The sequence below is a fragment of the Pseudoalteromonas sp. SR43-2 genome (assembly GCF_014163885.1).
Classification (GTDB): domain Bacteria; phylum Pseudomonadota; class Gammaproteobacteria; order Enterobacterales; family Alteromonadaceae; genus Pseudoalteromonas; species Pseudoalteromonas distincta.
Map to the genome: position 1 here is coordinate 17,625 of NZ_JACJED010000013.1, position 22,535 is coordinate 40,159.

Below are 22,535 nucleotides of genomic sequence, written 5' to 3' on the forward strand. Positions count from 1 at the left end.
CGTAAAAATTGGTAGTTCAATTTGTATATTTACCATTTTTTGCGCATGCTACAATTACCAATTATATTTACTGTATTATCAATAGATTGATAGCAGTGCAAATAAATAATTTAAATATAGTTAGTTTCATTTATCCCTTTAGCTGTAACTAGCTAGGGCATAAGCAGTAGAGAATTTTATGTTTAAATTTTATTTAGTAATAACTAAATTCAGGGAGTGATATGACGACTCAGATTGAGGCTATTTTTGGAGTGATTTTTGATTTGGATGGAACATTGGTTTCATCAGAATTAGACTTTGCATTAATAAAGGCCCAAATAGGTTGCCCTTGCGAGCAAGACTTACTTGATTACATTGCTAAGTTGCCCTCACCGTATATGCGTGAAGAGGCAATGAATATAGTTCACCAACACGAATTAATAGACGCACAACATGCCAGTATATTACCTGGGGTGAGTGAAGCTATTAATGCTTTAAAGTCTAAAAATATACCGATGGCAATTGTTACTCGCAATTTTGATAAAGCGGCTGCAATTAAATTACAAAATAACCCACTTCCTATTAGTACAGTTTTAACGCGAAGCGATGCTCCAGCAAAACCAGATCCTAGTGCTTTGAATGCTATTGCTACACTTTGGAACATTAATGCTAGAAATTTACTTTATGTAGGCGATTACCTTTACGATATTCAAGCTGCGCATAATGCAAATATGCGCGCATGTTTATACGCTCCAGAGTTGACGCCAGCCTACGCCGATCAGGCAGATTACGTTTTGCATGACTTTGCGGAATTAGTAACATTAGTTGAGAGTTATTCTGAAAAAATAGAGTTATGTTAAATAGCGTGCCATTTTATTTATTCTGACATAAGTTTGTAGTTATAAAAGTTTTTATTAATCAAGTTTTGCCCATTGCGGAGCTAGCCCAATACGTTTTGAATTGGTAAAATACCGCAAAACGTAACGTATTCATTAGGGGCACAAAATGGGCAGAGCATTTGTAGTTCGTCAAAGTTCTATGATCAAAACAGCCAATGCAAAAACAAAAGTAAACTCAAAGTACGGCAAAGAGATTTACGTTGCAGCAAAAAGTGGTGATCCCGATCCCGAAGTAAACCAAACACTTCGCCGTCTAATCGAAAAAGCTAAAAAAGACCAAGTACCCGCACACGTTATCGAAAAAGCAATTGAAAAAGCAGCCGGTGGCGCAGGAGAAGATTACTCTGTTGCCCGTTATGAAGGCTATGGCCCTGGTAACTGTATGGTTATTGTTGACTGTTTAACAGACAATCCGAACCGTACTATCAAAGATGTACGTTTACCATTTACTAAAACAGACTCAAAAATTGGTACTCCTGGCTGTGTAGCGCATATGTTTGATCATTATGCGGTACTTGGCTTTGCAGGCGATGACGATGAAGTCGTATTAGAAGCATTAATGATGGCTGATGTTGATGTAAGCGATGTTGAAGCGGAGGACGGTAAAATATCAGTATTTGCACCGCCAACAGAATACTTTAAAGCTAAAACTGCCCTTGAAGACGCATTTGAAGGCATTAACTTTGAAGTAGATGAAATTACGTTTATTCCTCAAGTTAATATTGAAATTGAAGACGAAGAAGTTATTGCTAACTTTGATAAGTTTATAAATATGCTTGAAGATTGTGACGATGTACAAAATATTTATCACAATGCCATTGTAAAAAATTAAATGTATACGGTTAAAAGCCTTAAAAAGCGTGTTTTGTGTATGCAAAACACGCTTTTTTACGTTTGAATAAATGTTAGATATTCATGTGTATTATGCTTATTTGAATATATATTTTTAAAATGCCTTAAAAGTACTGTTATTCTAATTTTAGGCGATAAAAAACCAGCTTAAAAGCTGGTTTAGTACTTAATTTTAACTTTGATTAAGCAGTTAAAGCGTATTCGACTTTTGTGCTTTATATTTTATACGGTAGCTATGTAGTAGTGGTTCAGTGTAACCACTAGGTTGCGTTACGCCCTCTAAAACTAATGCAGTAGCGGCTTGATAGGCAATGCTGTTATTAAGGGTTTCTTCGCTTGTTGCCATGGGTGTATACGCAGTGTCATGCTCGTTTTGTCCATCAACCACTTTGGCCATTTTAGCCATTGTTGATTTTATTTGCGCTTGTGAGCACACGCCATTTAGCAACCAATTAGCCATATGCTGGCTTGAAATACGCAGTGTGGCTCTGTCTTCCATTAAACCGATATGGTTAATGTCGGGTACTTTTGAGCAGCCTACGCCTTGATCAATCCAACGTACAACGTAACCTAAAATACCTTGTGCGTTATTTTCTAGCTCACTTTGAATATCTTCTTTTGAAAGCGTTTTAGGGTCTGTCATTAGCGGCGGTGTAAGCAGGTCATTAAGACTCGCAATAGTACGTTTAGCTATACTTTGCTGCTCAGTAAATACGTTTATATCGTGATAATGCATTGCATGCAGGGTAGCGGCTGTAGGGGAGGGCACCCATGCTGTATTAGCGCCTGATTTAGGATGAGCTTGTTTTTGCTCCATCATTAATGCCATTTTATCTGGCATTGGCCACATGCCTTTACCTATTTGTGCTTTATGACTTAAGCCACAAGCAAGGCCAATATCGACATTGCGATCCTCATAAGCTTGTATCCATGCTTGCTGCTTAATCTGTGCTTTTGGAAGTACAACGCCTGCTTGCATAGAGGTATGAATTTCATCGCCTGTTCTATCTAAAAATCCAGTATTAATAAATACAACACGCTCTTTAGCTGCGTAAATACACGCTTTTAGGTTTACAGAAGTGCGGCGTTCTTCATCCATAATCCCCATTTTAAGGGTGTTTTTAGGTAAGCTTAGCGCTTCCTCTACTAAGCTAAATAAAGTGTTAGTAAATGCCACCTCTTCTGGGCCATGCATTTTTGGTTTTACTATATTAATACTTTGCGCGCTTGAGTTTTTGATACCTGTTTTTTTATTTAAGTCGTGCAGGGCAGCAGTGGCTGTAAACATCGCATCCATAATGCCTTCAAATACCGGTTGATTAAACACATCGGTAATAGCAGGGTTCGTCATTAAATGGCCAACGTTTCTTACAAACATCATGCTTCGGCCTTTTAAAGTAACGGTGCCGCCGTCAAGTGCGGTGTATGTTTTATCACTTTGCAGGGTACGCTCAACAGTTTTATCGCCTTTTTTAAACGATTCAACTAAGTTACCTTGCATCAACCCAAGCCAATTTTTATAAACTTGTACTTTGTCTTCTGCATCTACCGCAGCTACTGAATCTTCACAATCCATAATGGTGGTAAGCGCGGCCTCTAGCACTACATCTTTTAAGCCTGCTTTATCTGCTTGGCCAATAATGTGGTGGTGATCGATATGTAACTCTATATGTAGGTCATTGTTTTTTAATAACACTACAGTTGGGTTTTGTGCTTCTCCTTGATAACCAATAAGCTGAGATGGGTTAGCTAATGTGGTTTGAGAGCTGTCACGCAAGGTAATTAAAAGTGCGCCATCTACTACTGAGTAATTCGTGCTTTCTATATGGGAGCCATTGGTCAGCGGCAATGCTTTATCTAAAAACTGGCGAGCGTAGGCCATTACCTTAAAACCACGAACAGGGTTGTAGGTATTACCTTTTTCAGCCCCGTCATCTTCGCTTAACACATCAGTACCATATAAGGCGTCGTATAACGAGCCCCAGCGAGCGTTAGCGGCATTAAGAGCAAAGCGTGCATTACTTACAGGCACAACCAACTGAGGGCCTGCTGTAAGGGCCACTTCGGGCTCTACATTTTGGGTTTCAATTTCAAAGTTGGCAGGCTCTTTAACTAAATAGCCAATATCTTGCAAAAAGGCTTGGTATTTAGCGCTATCCCAGGTTTTATTAGCAAGATGGTAGTCGTCTATTTGCTGTTGAAGCAGCTCTCGCTTTTCAAGCAGTGCCTTATTTATAGGGGTAAGTGTTTGAACGATATGTGCAAAACTTTGCCAAAATTGAGACTCACTTAAGTGAGTGCCAGGGAGTAATTGATTTTTAACGAAATCAGCGAGTTGTGTGTCTACGCTGAGTCCTGAATGTGTGAGAGTGTGGGACATAGTTGCCTTCCTTTAAACGGTCGCGATGTTGTTGTGTGCTTGTGCGTAAGGCAACAATAACTCAAAAAGGCAATGTTGAGTGCTTTTTAGCCATTCACAAAATGTATAGCCACAATAACAACTATAAATTTACTAAATCTAGAAAAGGAGCCTAATGTTGAATTAAGCGCTACGGAACACACTCCTAGCCACTCTCACAACATTAAAATAATTTACACACTCGTTCGAAGGATTTTATTATGACAACATATCAACGCGAAACAGACACACTTTCTACTCTTTGCCAAACACAAGGCAGCGCATGGAAAGCTATTAACCCTGAATACGCAAGTCGCATGCGTTTACAAAACCGTTTTCGCACAGGGATTGAAATTGCGCAATACACAGCAGACGTAATGCGTGAAGATATGGCTGCATATGACGCCGACACAAGCCAATACACGCAATCTTTAGGCTGTTGGCATGGCTTTACTGCCCAACAAATGATGATGGCTATTAAGCGCCATCAAAAAACAACTAAACGCAGCTATGTATACTTAAGTGGCTGGATGGTTGCAGCGCTTCGCTCTGCATTTGGTCCGCTGCCAGATCAAAGCATGCATGAAAAAACATCGGTACCTGCGCTAATTGAAGAAATTTACACGTTTTTAAAGCAAGCTGATGCACGTGAACTAGATCACTTGTTTAACGACCTAGATGAAGCAAAAGCGAACGGCGGCGATGTTCAAGCTGTTATTGATAAAATAGACAACTTTGAAACCCATGTTGTGCCAATTATTGCTGATATTGATGCCGGTTTTGGTAACGAAGAAGCAACTTACTTACTGGCTAAAAAAATGATTGAAGCCGGTGCATGTGCCATTCAAATAGAAAACCAAGTATCTGACGCCAAACAATGTGGTCACCAAGCGGGTAAAGTGACCGTTCCACACGAAGACTTTTTAGCAAAAATTAACGCAGTACGTTACGCCTTTTTAGAGCTAGGTATTGATAACGGCATTATTGTGGCGCGTACAGATTCATTAGGCGCCAGCCTTACTCAAAAAGTACCTGTGTCGCAAACACCAGGTGATTTAGCAAGCCAATACAATGCATTTTTAGAAACTACGCCAATTAACGGTGTTGATGATTTAAATGAAGGCGATACGGCAATGAAAATTAATGGCCAGTTATGTAAACCAACTCGCCTAGATAACGGTTTATACCAGTTCCGCGAAGGCACTGAAAAAGACCGCGTAGTATTAGATTGTATTACTAGCTTGCAGTCGGGCGCTGATTTACTGTGGATTGAAACAGAAAAACCACATGTTAAACAAATTGCAGAACTGGTGAATCGTGTAAAAGAACAGGTGCCAAATGCAAAACTGGTATACAACAACTCGCCTTCGTTTAACTGGACCCTTAAGTTTCGTGAGCAAGTGTATCAAGAGTGGGAAGAAGCTGGCCGTGACCTTAGTGCTTACCCAAGCCTTGGCGATAATAAAGGCCTTATGGCACCAGAAATGGATGCAACAGAGCTTGCACAAGCAGCCGATTTACTAGTGCAAAACTTCCAGCGCGATGGCGCACGTGAAGCAGGTATTTTCCATCACTTAATTACTCTGCCTACGTACCATACAGCTGCGCTAAGCACTGATATTTTATCAGAAGGTTACTTTGGCGATATGGGTATGCTGGCTTACGTGCGTGATGTACAACGCCAAGAAATTCGCCGCGAGCAAGCTTCTGTTAAGCACCAAGACCTAGCAGGGTCTAACATGGGCGATACACACAAAGAATACTTCTCTGGTGATAACGCGCTAAAAGCCGGTGGTGAAGACAACACCATGAACCAGTTTTAATTCCTAACTAGATAGTGTTACTCAAGGGCCAATAGGCCCTTTTTTATTGTTTTAATTTTTATTTAGATCAGATTTTAACTAACCTGAGCTCTGGTTAAGAGATTTACTAACGTATTGAATCATGGTGATATTTGAATTTTTTCTCTAGCCAGAGATTTTCAGTCAAAACAAGGCGAATTTACGCGTCAATAGCTAGCCTATTGCAAGTAAATTCAACGCAGTTAGGGCTGAAAATAGCTGCTCGAGATAGATTTATTATCCAGAGTTCAGGTTAACCAAATCATGTTGGATCACTATTTAACTACCTGAGTGAATTTACAGATCAGAGTTTAACTAACCTTTCATAAAAGGGCATATTTGGGGTGATTTTGCTGTAAAAAGCGTTTACAACAACTTTAAAAGGCAGGTAAGTGACTGATTTTTGCTTTAATAGACAAACTTAGCGAATTTATAAACCGATTTTTTACTAACTTCTCCGTACGATAAAACAAAATTTTACTAACTGATAGGCTATAAACAGTGACTCAAACCGATTTTTTACCAACTCAAGTTGCAAAAAATGCTATAAACCGAAATTTTACTAACTGAAGTTTTAGCTAAGTCCGATATTTAACTGTCACAGAAGTGTAAAGGGGGTTTACAGTTTGAATACTACGGCGATAAATATAAAAGCCACTTATTTAAAGTGGCTTTTATTTGAGCTATAAATATTATACTAATTTTAGGTTATTTAGTGTGTTTATCAAACCACCATTGAATATAAGCAACTTTGGTCATTAAGTTTGATGGGCGAGCTGTAATACCATGCGATGCATCAGGAATTCGCACCATTGCAGTATCAACGCCTTGTAGTTTTAATGCTTGATAAAACTGTTCAGTTTCTGAAATTGGTGTTCGGTAGTCAGATTCCCCAGTGAGCAACATAGTAGGAGTTTTGACGTTTCCAACATAGCTAATAGGCGAGCGTTTCATGTAATGCTCAATGTGATCCCATGGTTTACCTGGGAACCAATAATCAGCAAAAAACGGGTAAAAATCGGCAGTTAGTACAAAACTGATCCAATTAATAACCGGTTTGGCAACTACAGCTGCAGCAAAGCGATCTGTATGACCCACAATCCATGCAGTTAATACACCGCCACCAGAGCCACCGGTCACAAACAATTTAGACTCGTCGATAAAGCCTTTCGCTATTAGCGCATCAACGCCCGTCATTAAGTCGTCAAAATCGTTACTTGGGTAATTATGATGAATAGTTTGTGCAAACTCCTTACCGTATGAATCACTACCACGTGGGTTCATGTATAAAACTACATTACCTTTGGCTGCAAACAGTTGAATTTCAGCGCTAAAGTGCGGGCCATAATTAGCGACAGGGCCGCCGTGAATTTCTAGTATTAGCGGGTATTTTTTGCTGCTATCAAATTCTGGCGGGTAAGCAACCCAACCTTGGATTGGTAGCTCATCGTGACTTGATTTAATCCAAATTTCTTCCACTTTAGCCAAAGCTTTGTCGCCCAATGCATCTGCATTAAGGGTAGTTAAACGCTGCGCTTTACCGCGTTTAATTGTTGCTATATCAGCAGGGCGCTGAGTGTCTGCAAGGGTAAAGGCTACCTCGCCATCTTCGCTTACATCAAAGTCGCCACCAGAATAAGGGCGTCCAAAGGCAACGCTGCCAATTTGGGTTGTTATTATTTTACGCTTGCCACTGCGTGGTTGATAGGCGAGGGCGGTTTGACCTTTATCGGCGTAACTAAAGTACACACCTTTTGAATTGGCACTTCATTTTATTTGACCTACGCTTCTATCAAAATTTGGCGTTAAGCTAGTTGTGTTACCTGTTTTTAAATCACGAATGTAAAGTTGAGCATTTTCGTAGTTAGTGCGTTTATCATCGTAACCCGTGTACGCTAGGTAACGACCATCGGGCGATACATTAGGCTGCTCATCAGGACCATTTCGGTCAGTAATTTCGGTTATAGTTTGCGAGGCCAAATCAAGTTTATAAATTTCACTATTTGTGGGTTTTAGCTGGTTGTTTGTGTGCCTGTTCGCAGAAAAATAAAGTGATTTACCGTCTTTACTAAAACTTACATCGCCCGCGTTATCAAATTCATCATCAGTGAGTTGTTTAGCATTACCTCCGTTAGCATCTATGGAAAATAATTGGCTAAAACCTTTTTGTGTGTAACCGCCACCATCTGAACGGTAATAAACATCATCAATAAATTTGGCGGGCTTTGCCCAGGTTGCGCCTTTTGGTTTACCTGGTAAGCTCACTGGCGCTGAATTAGCGCTTGGGACAAACATGCTAAATATTAATTGGTTAGAATCAGGGCTCCATGTAATCGAACGCGGACTACTCGTTAAGTTACTAATTTTTGCCATAGCACCTGTTTTAAGCCATTTAATATATATTTGGCTGCTGCCATCGCGGGTTGATATAAACGCAAGGCGTTGACCATCAGGAGAGATTACTGGCGAATAATCCATATGTACGCCAGAGGTTAATGGCTGCATTTGTTTGGTTTTGTAATCAACAGACCAAATATTACCCACTTTGCGATCTGTTTTTATATCCATGCGGTTACGCACAAAATAAACAGTTTTACCGTCTTCGGTTATATCTATTTGATTAGCATATTCTAAATTAAACACATCTTGCAGCTGTAGAGTATTTGTTTCAGCGTAGGCTAAATTGCTACAGCCTAAAACGAGGCTACAACCAAAACTAAGAGCTAAAAGCTTTTTCATTTATGATCCCTGTTGTTACTTTTTTTAATTTGCTAAGTAGTTATATGTTAGGGATTATTAAATTAACAGTAGGATGCGATGAAGCTCTTATTTAAATCTATGAGTTAAAGCTGTAAAGGGGGTTTACAGCTTCTATTTGTGGTTGTGTAAAAGTGTTTAGTTAGCTGAGTTACACAGGGCTTTTATGTCTTTTATAAGCGCTATGCCATCAGCGTTATCGCCATGTACGCATAAGCTATGGGCGTTGAGCGTTAGTTTTTTTCCAGTTCGTGTTGTCACGCTGCCATCGGATAAAAGCTGAGTTACTTGTTTTAGTAATGCAGCTTTGTTGTGAACGCTACCCTCAAGTGTTCGTGACACTAAATGCCCGTCATCGGTGTACTGCCTATCGGCAAATGCCTCAAGTATTAGATCAACTCCTGAACCTTTAGCTATTTGAATGTGCTTATTGGCATTTTTAGTCGCTAAAATCATTAGCTTTAAATCTATTGGGTAGCTGGCAATTGCATTTATAACGGTTTGTAATATTTGATCATTTGCCATCATGTCGTTATAAAGTGCGCCGTGGGGTTTTACATAGCTAAGTGTTAAACCTTGTACTTTTGCCATCCCCTCAATAGCGGCTATTTGATATTGCAGGCAATTTGTAAGCTCTTTTTCGCTAAGTACCATTGAGCGTCTACCAAAGCCCTGCTTATCTGGGTAGCTTGGGTGAGCACCAATTTGTACGTTATGTTGCTTGGCAAGTACAAGAGTGTTTGCCATTATGTCGGCATCACCTGCATGAAACCCACACGCAATGTTAGCCATATCAATATGTGGCATAACGTTATCGTCTAGCCCCATTTTCCACGCGCCAAAGCTTTCGCCTAAATCACAATTGAGTTTCATATTAGTGCGCCTTTTGCGGTTTGATTGTGACAGGTAATACGCCGTTAGCCGGTGCTTCTCCTAGTAACACTTTTGCAAGTGCGGTAAAAGCAGGGCCAGATACAATATCGTTTTTATCTACATCAATATTATATGCATACGATGCAAGTACAGCATTTGCATAATCGCCAAATTTAGCAATGTCATAAGGTGCTCTTAGGCTTATAAATACAGTGCTTTTATTACTCTGCTTTGCCACTTTTAATAATGACTCAAGTGCTTTTGGCTGCTCTGCATTATTAAGTGCAAAATTTGAATCATCTATTAAATCATCCATACCGCCAATTTCGACCGCACTTTGATTAGGCGTTGCATTACCGGCGATAACTACATCAGCAGCCTGTATTTGTGCTTTTGCATGTGCTGGATTAAACCCCTGTAAACTACTACAGCTATAGTTAAGTTTCTGCTGGCTGATAGCTTCAATTGCTTGCTGCATTGCCATACATTTACGCGTGTCGGGCATAATAATATGAATATTACTTCCTGCTTTTAAATTAAGCGGCAAAGTACTGTTATTATTTTTAACCTGCGTTATTGCCTCTACAGCAAGCTGCGCTTCTATTTCGCGATGTGCTGCACTGCCAATTGTTTGCTTTGCATTTATGAGCGCGGTAATAGGGTCAAAATTAGTGCTTAATCTAAATTTATTTTTAAGTGTAATTATACGCTGTGCCGATTGTGCTATTTCTTGCTCATCAAGTTGATTTGATTTAACCGCCGCAACAAGATCTTTAATAAGATCATCGAGTTTATTTAAATCATCTGGTGTTCTAATTTCAATAGGCATTAGGGCAATGTCAGCTCCAGCGGCAAATGTATTTATTACCGCTTGAGTTGGCGTGAAGAAGTTACTAATACCAGCCATATCAAGCGCATCAGTTACTACAACTCCTTGGTAATTAAGCTCGCCACGTAAAATGTCAGTAATGATTGCGCGCGACATTGTTGCCGGTTTTATCATCGTTTTGCCATTAACACTTATAAACGTTGTGCTATCAAGCGCTGGGTATTGAATATGCGCCGTCATTATCATACCTGGGTTTTGCTTGGCGATAATGTGTTTAAACGGTGCTAGGTCTTGCTTGTAAATAACTTCTTTTGCATGGTTTACTTTAGGCAAACCTGTATGGCTATCTACGTTTGTATCGCCGTGACCCGGAAAGTGCTTTAACGAGGTAATCACGCCATTGCTTTCAAATCCTGCAACCTGTGCGGCGCCCAATTTACTCACTAATGCTGGGTTTTCACCAAACGAACGTACGTTAATAACTGGGTTGTCGGGGTTCATGTTTACATCAACCGTGGGCGCGTAGTTTACATTTATACCCAGCGAGTTTAGTTCTTTAGCTATAACTGTTGCTGTTTTTGTCGCAAAGCTTATACCGTGTTTTTTGTAGGTTGCGCCAATCGACATATTACCGGTAAATGAGGTGGCAACATCGCGTGGTAAACGCGCTACACGTCCGCCTTCTTGATCTATTGATATAAATAGCGGCAGCTTACTACTAGACTTACTTGCTGCCGACTGCAATTGGCTATTAAGCGTAATTGTTTGCTCTATCGATTGAGTGTTTTCAGAAAATAAAATTACCCCACCAATATCGTATTTTGCAATAGCGGTAGCGAGTTCATTAGGTAACTCGGTCATCGGAGTTCGGCATTTATTACTTACTCCTTGCTGGCAGAAGTAACGAAAGTCGAGTATTAGCTTTTGCCCAAGTTGTTGTTCAAGAGAAAGCACGGGTTTAGCAAGCGAGGATTGTAATGGCATTAAGCACCCAGATAAAAAAACGATAGACGATACAATACACTTATTTAGCAAAACACACTCCAAAGCTAAAAAGTAGATAAGTGTAAGCAGCTTAACTACTTTTTGAGGTAACTGCAAAAGAAGGATTTTTTGCAGAGGAACCAATAACGTATTGTAAAAGTTAAAGAAAATTTATAATTTTGCTATTAGCGAAAAGTTATATTTAGTTATATTTTTTGTGGCTTTGTTAATATTAGATAATAAATTTTCAAGAGGGTATAATTGCGGGCTTTATATACAATTATAGGTTCGGGTACTGAATACCTGTACTTAGGATGGCATACGTTTGCGAAAAAAATTATTAACGGCTTTAAATCTTCGATTTCTGATTTTGCTTTTAGCGATTACGGCTTCTATTAGTACTTTAGTAAGTAGCTTTTATTCTACCTACCAAGTACAAAAGGAGCAGTTAACGGCTTACACGCTAAAAAGTAACTATGCTTATGCCAATAAACTGGCATCAGCAACAGATAATTTTTTAGAATCCGCAATGCAACAACTGGCCTATTCAGCTAAAAAAATAGAGCAAAGAGTTGATGATGAAGATTTATTAAACCAAGAAGCGGCCCGCTTACACTTACAAACGAATAGCTTTAACTCGGTTGTAATTAATAAGCATAGTGTTGTTGTCGCAACCTCTCCTAAATTTCCGCAACTTATTGGTGAATCAATCCACTCACCTGGCGCTGTACAAGCGCTACAAGAAAAAAGACCATTAATCAGCGCGCCTTATATGTCGGCTGCTGGGAACTTTATTGTTTTTATTTCTCATCCTTTGTTTGATCAAAGTGGAGATTACCTTGGTTATATTGGTGGCTCCCTTTATCTAAAGGAGCGTAATATTTTAAATAGCTTGTTAGAGCAGCATTATTATGAGGGTGGAACATATATTTATGTGGTCGATGCCAGTAGGCGAATTCTCTATCACCCAGATCAGGCACTAATAGGGACAGTCGTCACAAATAATTCAATCACTAATAATATGATTACAGGCCAAAGCGGTACTTCTATTGTTAAAAATAGCCAAGAGATAGAAATGCTAGCAGGCTTTTCCTCCGTGCCTAAAGCAAAATGGGTAATTGTCGCTCAGCGCCCTGTAAGAGCAACGCTTTCGTCACTTGATTTACTCATAACTGAAGTAATAAAACGTACATTACCGATGGCTGTTATTACGTTTCTTTTAATCGGTTTTTTTGCTCACTTTATTTCCAGGCCTTTAAAACAACTAGCAGACAAAGCAAATACACTTGACGATCCAACAAGTATTGAAGAGCTAAAAAGTGTTAAATCTTGGTACTTTGAAAGCCAAAGACTAAAAATTGCAATGCTCAATGGAGTTAATACTTTGCAAATGCAGATAGGTCAGCTTCGTCATGATGCGCAAACAGATCCCCTAACTGATACTCATAACCGTAGGAGTTTAAACGGTTTATTAAACCAATTGATGTTTAAGCAAACTCCATTTGCTATTTTAGAAATAGACATCGATTTCTTTAAGCGAGTTAACGATACCTTTGGCCATGATAAAGGAGATGAAGCTCTTAAATCGCTTACTGATATTATCAAAAAATTATCTCGAAAAGACGATATCGTAGCACGTATAGGTGGTGAAGAATTTGTACTTGTCTTGCCTAATGAAAACAGCCAAAGTGCGCTCAAAATAGCAGAGCGACTACGTAAAACTGTTGAGTCTACAAATATGGAAACTATCGGCTTTATAACAATTTCAATTGGGATTGCAACTTGGCCTGAGCACAGTAACGACATAGACCAAGTTTACAAGTGTGCTGACAAAGCACTTTACCATGCAAAAGAACATGGCCGTAATCAGTGCATTGTTGCTGATATTAGCTAACCACTGCTTAGCTAAGTAATACTTTGCATTGAACTTAAATTGATAAATTCTCTACAAAGAGTGCATGAGTTTATTAAGCCAGCCATCAGCTTTTGATGGTTTGTAAATCATTACTATGTCTTCGCTGTAGCGACTGTTAACCCCCTTTACAGTTAATTTTTTAAGACCTAAATCATCAATCACGAAATTTGGTAAATATGCCAACGCCAAGCCACTTTGTACCACCTCTATTAATGTACTGTAATCACTACATCTAAATACAATATTGCGCGGGGCTATTTCATCTTGCCAGCCGTCGGAGCCAATACCTTGTTCAAGGCCGCACAGTGGTGAAAACAACGGGCATGCAAAAGACAACTGTAGTAATTGGTTTTTATTGAGTGTTAAAGAGCCTTTTTGTACTAGCTGATGTGAAGGAGACGCAGCTACACTAAACTCAGTATTAAATACGTCAACCGCCACTAAATTAGTATGTGAGCTGTTGCTTAATGCCTCGCGAGTAACTAGCGCAATATGCGCCGAACCTGATGCAACTTGGCTTATGGCTTCACCTTCAAATACATTATTAATACGCACAGAGCAAGGCAGGTTGCTAAGAGGTGTAAGCAGCTTTTTAACGCCACTTTTGAGTAAAATGGCAGGGCCTGCAATAACCGCATTAAATTTATGATTGTCGCTTTTAAAGCGGCTAGTAAGCTGCTGGTAATTATGAACTAAATCGCTACTGTGCTTAACAAACTCTTTGCCTTTATCATTAAGTACTATGGTTTTACCTACACGGTTAAACAGCTTTGTGGCTAAGTTTGCCTCAACCTTTTTTAGCGTTTTAGACAGCGCACCTGGGGTAATATTAAAGTGCTTAGCGGTTGTATGCAGATTTTGCGAACCCGCCATATGAATTACTTTTTCAATGTCATCTAAATGCATAGCGCCAAACCGTATCAACCAGAAGGAAACAACTAATCACTTATTATCGATTATTTGTATATAAAAATCAGCTTATAGTGGCGCTATATATATTTTTTGAGCACTAACATGAAACACATACTGCTATTTTTTATTTTATTATCGAGTGCAGCGCACGCAAATACACCTCAACACAATTCACACAAAACCCACAGCTATAATGGCTTCCATGGTATGGCGCTTATTTTAGCCGGCGATAAAGTACTTGCCAGCCACATGCCTTTATACGCCCCTCCACACAACTACCAAATAGTGTATGAAGTAACTACGGATGACACCCATTTAAAAACAATCAAAAATATTTTAAATAAAGCAGCAGACGAGCAAGAACAGATCACTATTTTACCAACCAAATTTGACCTAAATTTATTAATAAATAAAAAGACACCCACCTTAAATGTAACTGTATTTAACGGCCATTTTGAACGCGGTGGCAACGCACTTTTTACTACAAAGCTAACCTTTAAAAACCCGCTATATGTTGAAAAAATAACGACTAATCAAGCACAAAAAAATGTGTTTGCATTAATAAAGCTAACAGAGCAGCAAGGTTTAGTAATTCATAAAATACAAAGCAAGCCAAGCTATGACTCGTTAAGCTTAGTACCGCTTACTATGAGTAAATATAACGGGAAATTGAAGTGTGATGCTTCGATAAGCACTGCGCTTAAAAGCAAACTAGAGGCATGTTTTAAAACCGTACCAAGCTATTTAGAAACAAAAGACTTTGCAGTTAATTAATTTATAAAACCAGTGATTTTGGCTTTAAATCGCTGGTTTTATAAAGTGTTGCTTTGTTTTTAGTAAATTTTAAGATGAAATTTTGAGATGACACCCACCGTTAATTTTGTACTTTAGCCATAATGAATTAGGTGGTGCACTTCCAATTAGAATCTAGGAATCAATAAATAAAAAATTAGGTTGGTGTCATCTTAAAAATAAACTCAACAAACGCTGCAACTTCATGCAGCGTTTGTTGCTATTTAATTTTCTAGGAGCTAATTAAAACTCATAGCTTATTTTGGCTGAAAAGTTACGCCCAGGTTGGGTGTATTGGCTAAAATCAGCAGCTTGTGATTGACCTGCAATCAACTCAAAAGGTACATATTCTTTATCGAGCAAGTTAAGTACACCTACATTTAGCTGCCACGCTTGCCATTCGTAGTTTGCGTATAAATCAACAACGCCGTAGCCATGTCCTTGCGTAGTTTTATTACCGTTTGTATCAAGTACTACATCCGATTGCGATTTAGCCAAACGCAACGCGGCGGTCCAGTTAATATTACCCTGTTCTGTACTTAACAATACTGAGCCATTTAACGGGCTAATGCTGGTAAGTGGCTGATCGGTTTCTTTATTTTCACCATCAACGTAAGCCACGTTTGCCTCTAGTAGTATATTTTCAGCTACATACATGGCAATTCCTGCTTCAACACCGCTTATTTGTGTTTCGCTAATATTTTGGTACTGATACAGCGTTTTGTTTACGCCAGGAATGTACGTTGGCTCAACACCCACTACGGCGGTTTCTATAAAGTCATCGTATGCTGCATAAAAAGCACTTAAATTTACGCTAATTTCGCTGCTGGCGTATCTTAGCCCAAGCTCAAACGAATCACTGCTTTCAGGGTTTAAATCGGTGTTTGGTAATATTTGATAAAACGGTTCAACGCCGTGGCTTTGATAGGCTTGGTCGTGTGGTGGTATTTTAAAGCCTCGTACGTATTGCCCGTACAACGACAAGTTATCATCCACTTGGTATATAGCACCTAGCTTAGGCGAAAAAGCAGATTCGGTAATATCACCAAGCTGCGCATCGGCGTATAGCTCATCATTTTTAGCCTCTAGGGTGTAGTAATCATATCGCACACCCGCAATAACCGACCACGCGCTATTATTAAACGAAATACTGTCTTGTACATAAGCGCCAATTAAAGAGGTATCAGCCCCCGGGAATGCTTTTTGTTTTTGGTCTGTAAAATCAACAGTGCCATCGGCTAAAATACGGGTTTTAAAACGTGGACGGGTGGTGTCGTATAAGTCTATATCAATCCCGTATACCACTTCATGATCGGCACTCTCTGCGTTAAACCCTTTATTAAATACCGCTTTTAAACCTAAAATATTTTGCTCAAAACGATAGTCGTTATAATCGGTGTAGGTGCTTGCGCCACTAATTTGATCGCTTTGTTGCTCGTAACTACTGTAAGACACTTGCCCGTACCATTTATCAAACGCAGCGGTTGCTACTTCTGAATGGTAATCGAGCGCCAGTGACCAACTCGTGTCATCTTCTTCGGCTTCTTGAACAGCGGGGGTTATTACTTGCTCAGTTGTTTGATTAAAGTAATCAAGGGTGTATTTAAGTGTGCGTTTTCCATCAAGCTGTTGCTCAAATTTAACTAATAAAGCATCCGACTTAGCATCATAACCGGGTAAGTTTTCGTCATAGTTTTGTACTTCTTCGCTATCACGGTGGCTATACACGGCGCTTACTGCAAAGTCGCCTAAGTCTTTTGCCGCAGTAATATCGGCGGCAACTTGATTACTTTGACCTTGATACCCAAGCGCCATTTTTACAAAGCTGCTGTTATTTTTTAAATAATCACTAGGATCTTTAGTGGTTATAACCACAATGCCACCAAGTGCATCAGAGCCATATAATGACGATGCAGCACCTTTGGCTACTTCTACTTGTTTTACACCTGCTACGTCAAAATAATTACGGCCAACTAAATAGCCCCCTCCACCTGCATAACCATCGTTGGTGCGTCGGCCATCTTTTATAAATACAACCCGGTTACCACCAACACCACGTACTGTAAGTGTTTGCGCGCCTGCGCCACTGCCTGTCGTTGCAATGCTTGGGTCGTACTTAAACATGGTTTGTAAATCTACAGCTAGCTGACGCTCTATGTCTTGCTCGGTAATAACAGTGACTGAGCCTGTTACATCTTTAAGTTTTTGCTCAAAGCGCGAGCCACTTACAACAATATGATCGTCAATTATGTTTTCGGCAATGGCAGTGCCCGAGCCGAGTAGTAAGGTTGCTATAGCAGTAACTCTAAACGCAGAGGGATTCATTTTAACTCCAAATGATAATAGTTATTATTTATGGCGAAGATGTTACAACTAAGTCAAAGTAATATCAATTAATTATGATAATCATTTTCATTTAGATTTAACTAGTTATAATAGCCAAAAAATAAAACCGGAGTGTGTAATGAAATACCTATTTATATTGTTTGCTTTAATGGCCCAATCTGCACTTGCACAAGAGCGCGTTATTAGCGCTGGCGGCACCCTTACTGAAATAATTTATGCGCTAGGCAAACAAAATACCCTTGTAGCTGTTGATCAATCGAGCATGTACCCGCACCAAGCCACGCAATTACCGCAAGTGGGCTATTATCGCGATTTAGCTGCAGAAGGCGTACTTTCAATGCGTCCAACCAGCTTGTTAGCGCTTGAAGGCGCAGGGCGAAGCCAAGCACTTAAGCAAATTGAGGCAACAGGAGTTAAGCTAATTCATTATAAAAAGCCGACCTCAGTTAACGAGCTACTTGAGCTAATAAAACGCTTAGGTGACGATTTAAACGCTAAGCAAAAAGCACAAACACTTATTACGCACATTACAAAATCGTTACCTGAAAAAGCAAAAGCGCAAACACACAGCGCGCTATTTTTACTCTCAGCTAATGAGCGCGGGCTTGTTGCCGCCGGGCAAGAAACCGTCCCTAATTTATTATTTAGCTATGCAGGCATTACTAATATAGGCGCTACGCATTCAGGCTTTAAAGCAATAAATAGTGAAGTACTGGCTATAAATCAGCCCGACTTTTTAGTAGCCCCAGCCCACGTTGTACAAAGCCTTGGCGGTAAGCAGGCTTTTTGTGAGCAACCTACACTACACTTATTAAAAGCGGCGCAAACCTGTAACTTACTTGTAATGGATAGCCTACTTTCGCTTGGCATGTCGCCGCGTATAGCCACAGCAATTAATGAGCTTGACGAGTATAAAACCCGCTTATGAACACCCTAACATTGAGCCGTTTTAAGCCTGTAACACTTAGCCAAACCCATAAATGGATGCTATTAGCCTCTGTGTGTATTTTTGCTTTGGCGCTACTTAGCATAGGGTACGGGCCAGCAGGGTGGGATTGGCGTTTAGCCATTGCTTGGCTTGCGCCCGAGTACTTTAATCAGTTTGATGCGCTGCAAATTAATGTCGTAATGCAAATACGTTTGCCACGCTTTGTGCTTGCAGTGCTTGTAGGGTTGGTGCTTGCCCAAACTGGCGCGTCAACGCAAGCGCTGTGCCGCAACCCATTGGCCGACCCATCTATTATAGGCATTAGTGCGGGTGCGGCTATGGTTGCTGTGGCGTTTATAGCACTTAGCGCGCAGTTTAATTTTAACGCGCAGTTGTATTTACCTTATGCGTCGTTTTTAGGGGCGCTTGGTGTTACCTCGCTGGTATATTTTATTGCCAAGCAGCAAGGGCAAATTAATATCACCACACTTATATTGGTGGGGGTTGCTATTAACGCATTAGCCTTTGCGGTTATTGGACTACTGAGCTTTTTTGCCGATGACAGTGCATTACGATTAATAAATTACTGGACCATGGGCTCATTAGGCGGAGCAAGCTGGAGCACGATTATTCAAGCTGCGCCGTTACTGTTTATCAGCCTAATTGGCCTGTGGCGGTTAAAAGAGCCCATGAACTTACTCCTTATTGGCGAGTCACAAGCTCAGTACCTAGGGGTAGACACCAACAAGCTCAAACTATATGTAATTATACTTGTTGCACTAGGAGTAGGGGCGGTTGTGGCACTTACCGGCTTAATAGGGTTTGTTGGATTGGTAGTCCCGCATATTGCCCGCTTAATGGTGGGGCCGCATTTACGTAATATGCTGCCGCTTTGTATGCTAATTGGCGTAGTGGTATTGCTACTTTCTGACTGGCTAGCACGCATTGTGATCATGCCATCAGAGCTACCCATTGGCATTATTACTGCATTATTGGGTGCGCCATTGTTTATTTATTTAATAGTGAAAAATAAGCGAGGTTGGTCATGATCACGTTTAACAATCTAAGCGTTGGTTTTGATAATCACAGCGTTTTAAACGCTATTAATGGCAGCGCTAAACAAGGGCAACTTGTAGCACTACTTGGTGAAAATGGCGCAGGTAAATCTACCTTGCTGCATACCTTAGCAGGTATGCACTCCTTTACAGGCAGTGTACTCTTTAATGCTAAGCCGCTGGCCTCTCACGCTAAAAAAAGCCTAGCCACACAGCGTGCAGTAATGATGCAAGCTAACCACGTAGGGTTTGATTTTACTGTATTTGAGCTTATTGCAATGGGCCGTTACCCGTATGTAGAGTCATTAAAAATGCAAAGCGAAAAAGTAAATAAATACGCCGCTATTATGGATTTAAGCCATTATTTAACTCGCCGCGTAAGTGCGCTTTCGGGCGGAGAGCAACAACGCGTGCATATGGCGCGTACTTTAGCGCAGCTAAACGCTTTTACACAATCAGCCGAGCCAAAACTAATGCTGCTCGACGAACCTACATCAGCACTTGATATGCGCCATCAACATGCTTTGCTCAGCTGCGTTAAAGCGTTTGTAGGGCAGGGTAACAGCGCCATTATTGCAATACACGATCTAAATTTGGCCAGCCTTTATGCAACCGACGCTATTTTGCTGCACAACAAAAAAGTGCTGCAAAGTGGGCCTATAAACACCGTATTAACTGAACAAAATTTACAACAAATGTACGCCATGAAACTGCACGTAAACCCTCATCCTTATAACGATGCACCCATGGTTTTTTCTCAACGTCAGGAGTTTTTATGAGAGAGCAAGCGTTAAACGATGCACGCACCTTGGTTTACAAAACCAATGCCGGTGTCATGTCGACCATTTCTAATAATTTACGCGGTTACCCGTTTGGCTCAGTAACCCCCTATATGTGCGACGAACAAGGCCGTGTTTACTTTTTTATTAGCGATATAGCCCAGCACACTAAAAATCTAAAGCACGACTCTCGTATGAGCCTAACTGTATATGATGCCGCCGACTACGGCGATCAAAACGAGCACGGCCGCGTAACACTCGTAGGCGATGGCTCTATTGTGACAAGTGAGCAAGCACACACTTTACTTGATAACTATATTGCCCTATACCCCGAAGCCGCTAGCTATCGCAATGCGCACGACTTTCAGTTATGGCAATTAGAAGTAGTGCGAGTGCGTTACATTGGCGGCTTTGGCAAAATATTTTGGCTTGAACAAATCGAGTGGCAGGGCGAGGCAAAAAACTGGGATGAAAGCCAACAGCAAAGCATGATTAACCATATGAATGAAGATCACCAAGATGCTATGTCGCTCATATTAATGCAGCACTGCGGCGTAGCCGATAACACCCCAATAATGAGCGGCCTATTACCCACTGGTTTTTATATACAAAGCCAAAAGCGTAATTACTTTATTAATTTTAAAACCCAGTGCAACAGCCCGTTAGAGGTACGTAAAGCGCTGGTTGAGCTAACCAATCAAGCCCGAAATAACTAAACTAAATACATGACGACATAGTTAACCTGATCTCTGGTTAAGAGATTCACCAACTATGTCGTTATTTTATAAGCAAGCTGTTTGCTCGCCTCGCTTGCCTAACGCTTTAAAAGCCGCTTGTTGATGCTGTTTCTGCACATAACGAGGAGGCAAAGGGTTAACCTGCAACTGATACCCAGTTTGATTAGCTTGCACACTTTTTACCGGCGATATCCAAACAACATTTAACTCTGGCGCTAAACGCTTAATAACACGCGCTATACCTTCGCCATTTTTTACATGAAAATCGCCCGCAATATGCATTACCTGCGCATCTTTATGATTATTTAAATAGTTAACAATAGACTCAGCCATAGTTTCATCCCATGTAACTTGTGCTGCATAATAATTTTCGTTTTGACTTGGCGTACCATGGTGCATTGATGCCATAAAGCGTTGTTTATAATCACTGGGGGAGGTATCAATAGTACTCGCAATGAAGCTTTGCTGTGTTTCATCAAGCTTATTTACATAACTTACCCCTTGCCTGCCAATACACGTAACAATATTTTTAGGCGCATTGGCAGCTATTACATCGCTATTGCTCGCTTTAGCCAGCTCTATAAGCGCACGGTAGTCACTTTTGTAATTAGGCCACGCTTGGGTGTTATCAATTAAGTATTGCTCGCCAATTTCACCCTTAACGTACTGATTTAAAATAGGCTGATCGGCACGGCTAAACTGCTCAAGCGAAAGGGCAGTGCGTTTATTGACTCTACTTAATTGCTCAAATAACTCAGCCTGAAATAAATGCACACCCGGGTGCGTATGCCATTCACCTACTAAAACCACATCGGCATTTAATAGCGTGGGCTCTAATAATAAAGAGCTAACAGGCTTTGCTTGTGCATTATAAAGCGCAGTGTAATAAAGCGATGAGCTTTTATCAGGCGGCGCAGTGGCTGTACTACAACCACTCAAACCCATAACTAACGCCAGAGTTAACATAGACTTTTTCATACACACCTTTCAAAACCCGTTAATGCAAATAATTATCAATATCATATATTTATAAAACCTATTAAGCCAGCCAAAAACAGTAAAAAATAAATAAGCAAAGAAGATCAAATAAGACATTGTAGAGTGCAATTGATAGGCAGTTATGAGCGAGCAGCGGTCATTCAGAGGGGGTGTCATTAACTTAGCGAGAATAAGAGGAAGCCTTCCTCTTTTTTACATGTATATATAAATATCAGAAAGCATAATATTTATAGCTAGCAATAACTTACACTATTTGCTATTAATAGAAACTCATACAATAAGGACGTTTTCGCGCTAACAAAGGGAAAGTGTCCTCTGATAGAGTTGTTAGGTTGCATATGAGCACTGAGATTGAACCGATGTATGTTGATTGTGGCGAACATGGTAAGCGAGTTGCAGCCGTCGTCTGTTGCCATTTGTTGAAACCAGAAGGTGTACCTGTAGGCTTTATTGAAAACTCTAGCGAACCTAATGACCTTCAAGCGTGGTGTTCCAAATGTGAAGCCTTGTTTGATGAAGAAGATGGTATGACTAAGAAGTTTCGAGCCTTTAATAAAATGTCAGTTGTGTGTGTCAATTGTTATGAAACATCAGCTGATTATCACAGCGTCGAGGCTCAATAGTGTTTGTTGTAGACCAGCAACCTAACAAGCCAAGTCA

The 22,535-nt window shown here is 40.3% G+C and carries 16 protein-coding genes and 1 pseudogene; 10 read left to right on the forward strand and 7 right to left on the reverse strand.

The window, feature by feature from the left end:
- Positions 1-221 precede the first annotated feature (221 nt).
- Both H5120_RS12055 and H5120_RS12060 read left to right on the forward strand, forming a co-directional pair.
- A complete protein-coding gene (locus H5120_RS12055) occupies positions 222-839 on the forward strand; it encodes an HAD family hydrolase (RefSeq protein WP_165744007.1) in 618 nt (205 codons plus the stop codon).
- Positions 840-984: 145 nt separating this feature from the next.
- On the forward strand, positions 985-1,710 hold the full coding sequence (locus H5120_RS12060) for a YebC/PmpR family DNA-binding transcriptional regulator (RefSeq protein ID WP_002959197.1): 726 nt from the start codon (positions 985-987) through the stop codon (positions 1,708-1,710).
- A 210-nt stretch (positions 1,711-1,920) separates the two neighbouring features.
- Here H5120_RS12060 and H5120_RS12065 read toward each other — a convergent pair whose 3' ends face one another.
- Positions 1,921-4,110: a malate synthase G gene (locus H5120_RS12065; protein ID WP_182674590.1), complete on the reverse strand. Its 2,190-nt coding sequence runs from the start codon at positions 4,108-4,110 to the stop codon at positions 1,921-1,923.
- A 239-nt stretch (positions 4,111-4,349) separates the two neighbouring features.
- Between H5120_RS12065 and H5120_RS12070 the strand changes: the two genes are divergently transcribed.
- Positions 4,350-5,951 carry an isocitrate lyase gene (locus H5120_RS12070; RefSeq protein WP_138490125.1) on the forward strand — a complete coding sequence of 534 codons (1,602 nt, stop codon included), beginning with the start codon at positions 4,350-4,352 and terminating at the stop codon, positions 5,949-5,951.
- Positions 5,952-6,677: 726 nt separating this feature from the next.
- Here the strand turns inward: H5120_RS12070 and H5120_RS12075 are convergent.
- The 3 genes and pseudogenes from H5120_RS12075 to H5120_RS12085 all read right to left on the reverse strand — a co-directional run bounded on the left by H5120_RS12075 (position 6,678) and on the right by H5120_RS12085 (position 11,412).
- A pseudogene (locus tag H5120_RS12075) lies at positions 6,678-8,708 on the reverse strand (prolyl oligopeptidase family serine peptidase).
- 156 nt (positions 8,709-8,864) lie between these two features.
- Positions 8,865-9,599 (reverse strand): 5-oxoprolinase subunit PxpA, encoded by a 735-nt coding sequence (locus H5120_RS12080; RefSeq protein WP_182674591.1) that lies wholly within the window; start codon positions 9,597-9,599, stop codon positions 8,865-8,867.
- A gap of 1 nt (position 9,600) precedes the next feature.
- The gene (locus H5120_RS12085) at positions 9,601-11,412 is read right to left on the reverse strand and encodes a glycoside hydrolase family 3 protein (protein ID WP_182674593.1); all 1,812 of its coding nucleotides are present in this window, start codon (positions 11,410-11,412) and stop codon (positions 9,601-9,603) included.
- A 370-nt stretch (positions 11,413-11,782) separates the two neighbouring features.
- On the opposite strand from H5120_RS12085, the gene H5120_RS12090 reads away from it, so the two are divergent.
- On the forward strand, positions 11,783-13,306 hold the full coding sequence (locus tag H5120_RS12090; RefSeq protein ID WP_182674701.1) for a sensor domain-containing diguanylate cyclase: 1,524 nt from the start codon (positions 11,783-11,785) through the stop codon (positions 13,304-13,306).
- A gap of 51 nt (positions 13,307-13,357) precedes the next feature.
- Here H5120_RS12090 and H5120_RS12095 read toward each other — a convergent pair whose 3' ends face one another.
- Positions 13,358-14,233 (reverse strand): LysR family transcriptional regulator, encoded by an 876-nt coding sequence (locus tag H5120_RS12095; protein WP_182674595.1) that lies wholly within the window; start codon positions 14,231-14,233, stop codon positions 13,358-13,360.
- Positions 14,234-14,341: 108 nt separating this feature from the next.
- On the opposite strand from H5120_RS12095, the gene H5120_RS12100 reads away from it, so the two are divergent.
- On the forward strand, positions 14,342-15,013 hold the full coding sequence (locus tag H5120_RS12100) for a hypothetical protein (protein WP_182674597.1): 672 nt from the start codon (positions 14,342-14,344) through the stop codon (positions 15,011-15,013).
- A 261-nt stretch (positions 15,014-15,274) separates the two neighbouring features.
- On the opposite strand, the gene H5120_RS12105 is transcribed toward H5120_RS12100, so the two are convergent.
- On the reverse strand, positions 15,275-17,356 hold the full coding sequence (locus H5120_RS12105; RefSeq protein WP_182674599.1) for a TonB-dependent hemoglobin/transferrin/lactoferrin family receptor: 2,082 nt from the start codon (positions 17,354-17,356) through the stop codon (positions 15,275-15,277).
- Between the two features lie 139 nt (positions 17,357-17,495).
- On the opposite strand from H5120_RS12105, the gene H5120_RS12110 reads away from it, so the two are divergent.
- From H5120_RS12110 to H5120_RS12125, 4 genes are read left to right on the forward strand one after another with little or no spacing between them, the layout of a single operon-like run.
- A complete protein-coding gene (locus tag H5120_RS12110; RefSeq protein WP_182673072.1) occupies positions 17,496-18,305 on the forward strand; it encodes a hemin ABC transporter substrate-binding protein in 810 nt (269 codons plus the stop codon).
- Positions 18,302-19,354: an iron ABC transporter permease gene (locus H5120_RS12115; RefSeq protein ID WP_182673071.1), complete on the forward strand. Its 1,053-nt coding sequence runs from the start codon at positions 18,302-18,304 to the stop codon at positions 19,352-19,354. Before H5120_RS12110 ends, H5120_RS12115 begins: the two co-directional genes overlap by 4 nt.
- Positions 19,351-20,139, forward strand: coding sequence for a heme ABC transporter ATP-binding protein (locus H5120_RS12120; protein WP_182673070.1), 789 nt, complete (start codon positions 19,351-19,353; stop codon positions 20,137-20,139). The genes H5120_RS12115 and H5120_RS12120 overlap by 4 nt, the downstream gene beginning before the upstream one ends.
- The gene (locus tag H5120_RS12125) at positions 20,136-20,855 is read left to right on the forward strand and encodes a HugZ family protein (RefSeq protein ID WP_182674602.1); all 720 of its coding nucleotides are present in this window, start codon (positions 20,136-20,138) and stop codon (positions 20,853-20,855) included. Before H5120_RS12120 ends, H5120_RS12125 begins: the two co-directional genes overlap by 4 nt.
- 66 nt (positions 20,856-20,921) lie before the next feature.
- Here H5120_RS12125 and H5120_RS12130 read toward each other — a convergent pair whose 3' ends face one another.
- Positions 20,922-21,854, reverse strand: coding sequence for a ChaN family lipoprotein (locus H5120_RS12130; RefSeq protein WP_182674604.1), 933 nt, complete (start codon positions 21,852-21,854; stop codon positions 20,922-20,924).
- A gap of 359 nt (positions 21,855-22,213) precedes the next feature.
- Here H5120_RS12130 and H5120_RS12135 point away from each other — a divergent pair, with 359 nt between their 5' ends.
- Positions 22,214-22,498: a hypothetical protein gene (locus H5120_RS12135; protein WP_182673067.1), complete on the forward strand. Its 285-nt coding sequence runs from the start codon at positions 22,214-22,216 to the stop codon at positions 22,496-22,498.
- The last annotated feature ends 37 nt before the right edge of the window (positions 22,499-22,535 follow it).

What these genes read in the sequence shown, in the direction of transcription:
- H5120_RS12120 (WP_182673070.1), top strand. Translation starts at nt 19,351, where the DNA reads ATGATCACGTTTAACAATCTAAGCGTTGGTTTTGATAATCACAGCGTT.
- H5120_RS12060 (WP_002959197.1), top strand. Translation starts at nt 985, where the DNA reads ATGGGCAGAGCATTTGTAGTTCGTCAAAGTTCTATGATCAAAACAGCC.
- H5120_RS12130 (WP_182674604.1), bottom strand. Translation starts at nt 21,854, where the DNA reads ATGAAAAAGTCTATGTTAACTCTGGCGTTAGTTATGGGTTTGAGTGGT.
- H5120_RS12055 (WP_165744007.1), top strand. Translation starts at nt 222, where the DNA reads ATGACGACTCAGATTGAGGCTATTTTTGGAGTGATTTTTGATTTGGAT.
- H5120_RS12105 (WP_182674599.1), bottom strand. Translation starts at nt 17,356, where the DNA reads ATGAATCCCTCTGCGTTTAGAGTTACTGCTATAGCAACCTTACTACTC.
- H5120_RS12085 (WP_182674593.1), bottom strand. Translation starts at nt 11,412, where the DNA reads ATGCCATTACAATCCTCGCTTGCTAAACCCGTGCTTTCTCTTGAACAA.
- H5120_RS12115 (WP_182673071.1), top strand. Translation starts at nt 18,302, where the DNA reads ATGAACACCCTAACATTGAGCCGTTTTAAGCCTGTAACACTTAGCCAA.
- H5120_RS12125 (WP_182674602.1), top strand. Translation starts at nt 20,136, where the DNA reads ATGAGAGAGCAAGCGTTAAACGATGCACGCACCTTGGTTTACAAAACC.
- H5120_RS12110 (WP_182673072.1), top strand. Translation starts at nt 17,496, where the DNA reads ATGAAATACCTATTTATATTGTTTGCTTTAATGGCCCAATCTGCACTT.
- H5120_RS12065 (WP_182674590.1), bottom strand. Translation starts at nt 4,110, where the DNA reads ATGTCCCACACTCTCACACATTCAGGACTCAGCGTAGACACACAACTC.
- H5120_RS12095 (WP_182674595.1), bottom strand. Translation starts at nt 14,233, where the DNA reads ATGCATTTAGATGACATTGAAAAAGTAATTCATATGGCGGGTTCGCAA.
- H5120_RS12135 (WP_182673067.1), top strand. Translation starts at nt 22,214, where the DNA reads ATGAGCACTGAGATTGAACCGATGTATGTTGATTGTGGCGAACATGGT.
- H5120_RS12070 (WP_138490125.1), top strand. Translation starts at nt 4,350, where the DNA reads ATGACAACATATCAACGCGAAACAGACACACTTTCTACTCTTTGCCAA.
- H5120_RS12080 (WP_182674591.1), bottom strand. Translation starts at nt 9,599, where the DNA reads ATGAAACTCAATTGTGATTTAGGCGAAAGCTTTGGCGCGTGGAAAATG.
- H5120_RS12100 (WP_182674597.1), top strand. Translation starts at nt 14,342, where the DNA reads ATGAAACACATACTGCTATTTTTTATTTTATTATCGAGTGCAGCGCAC.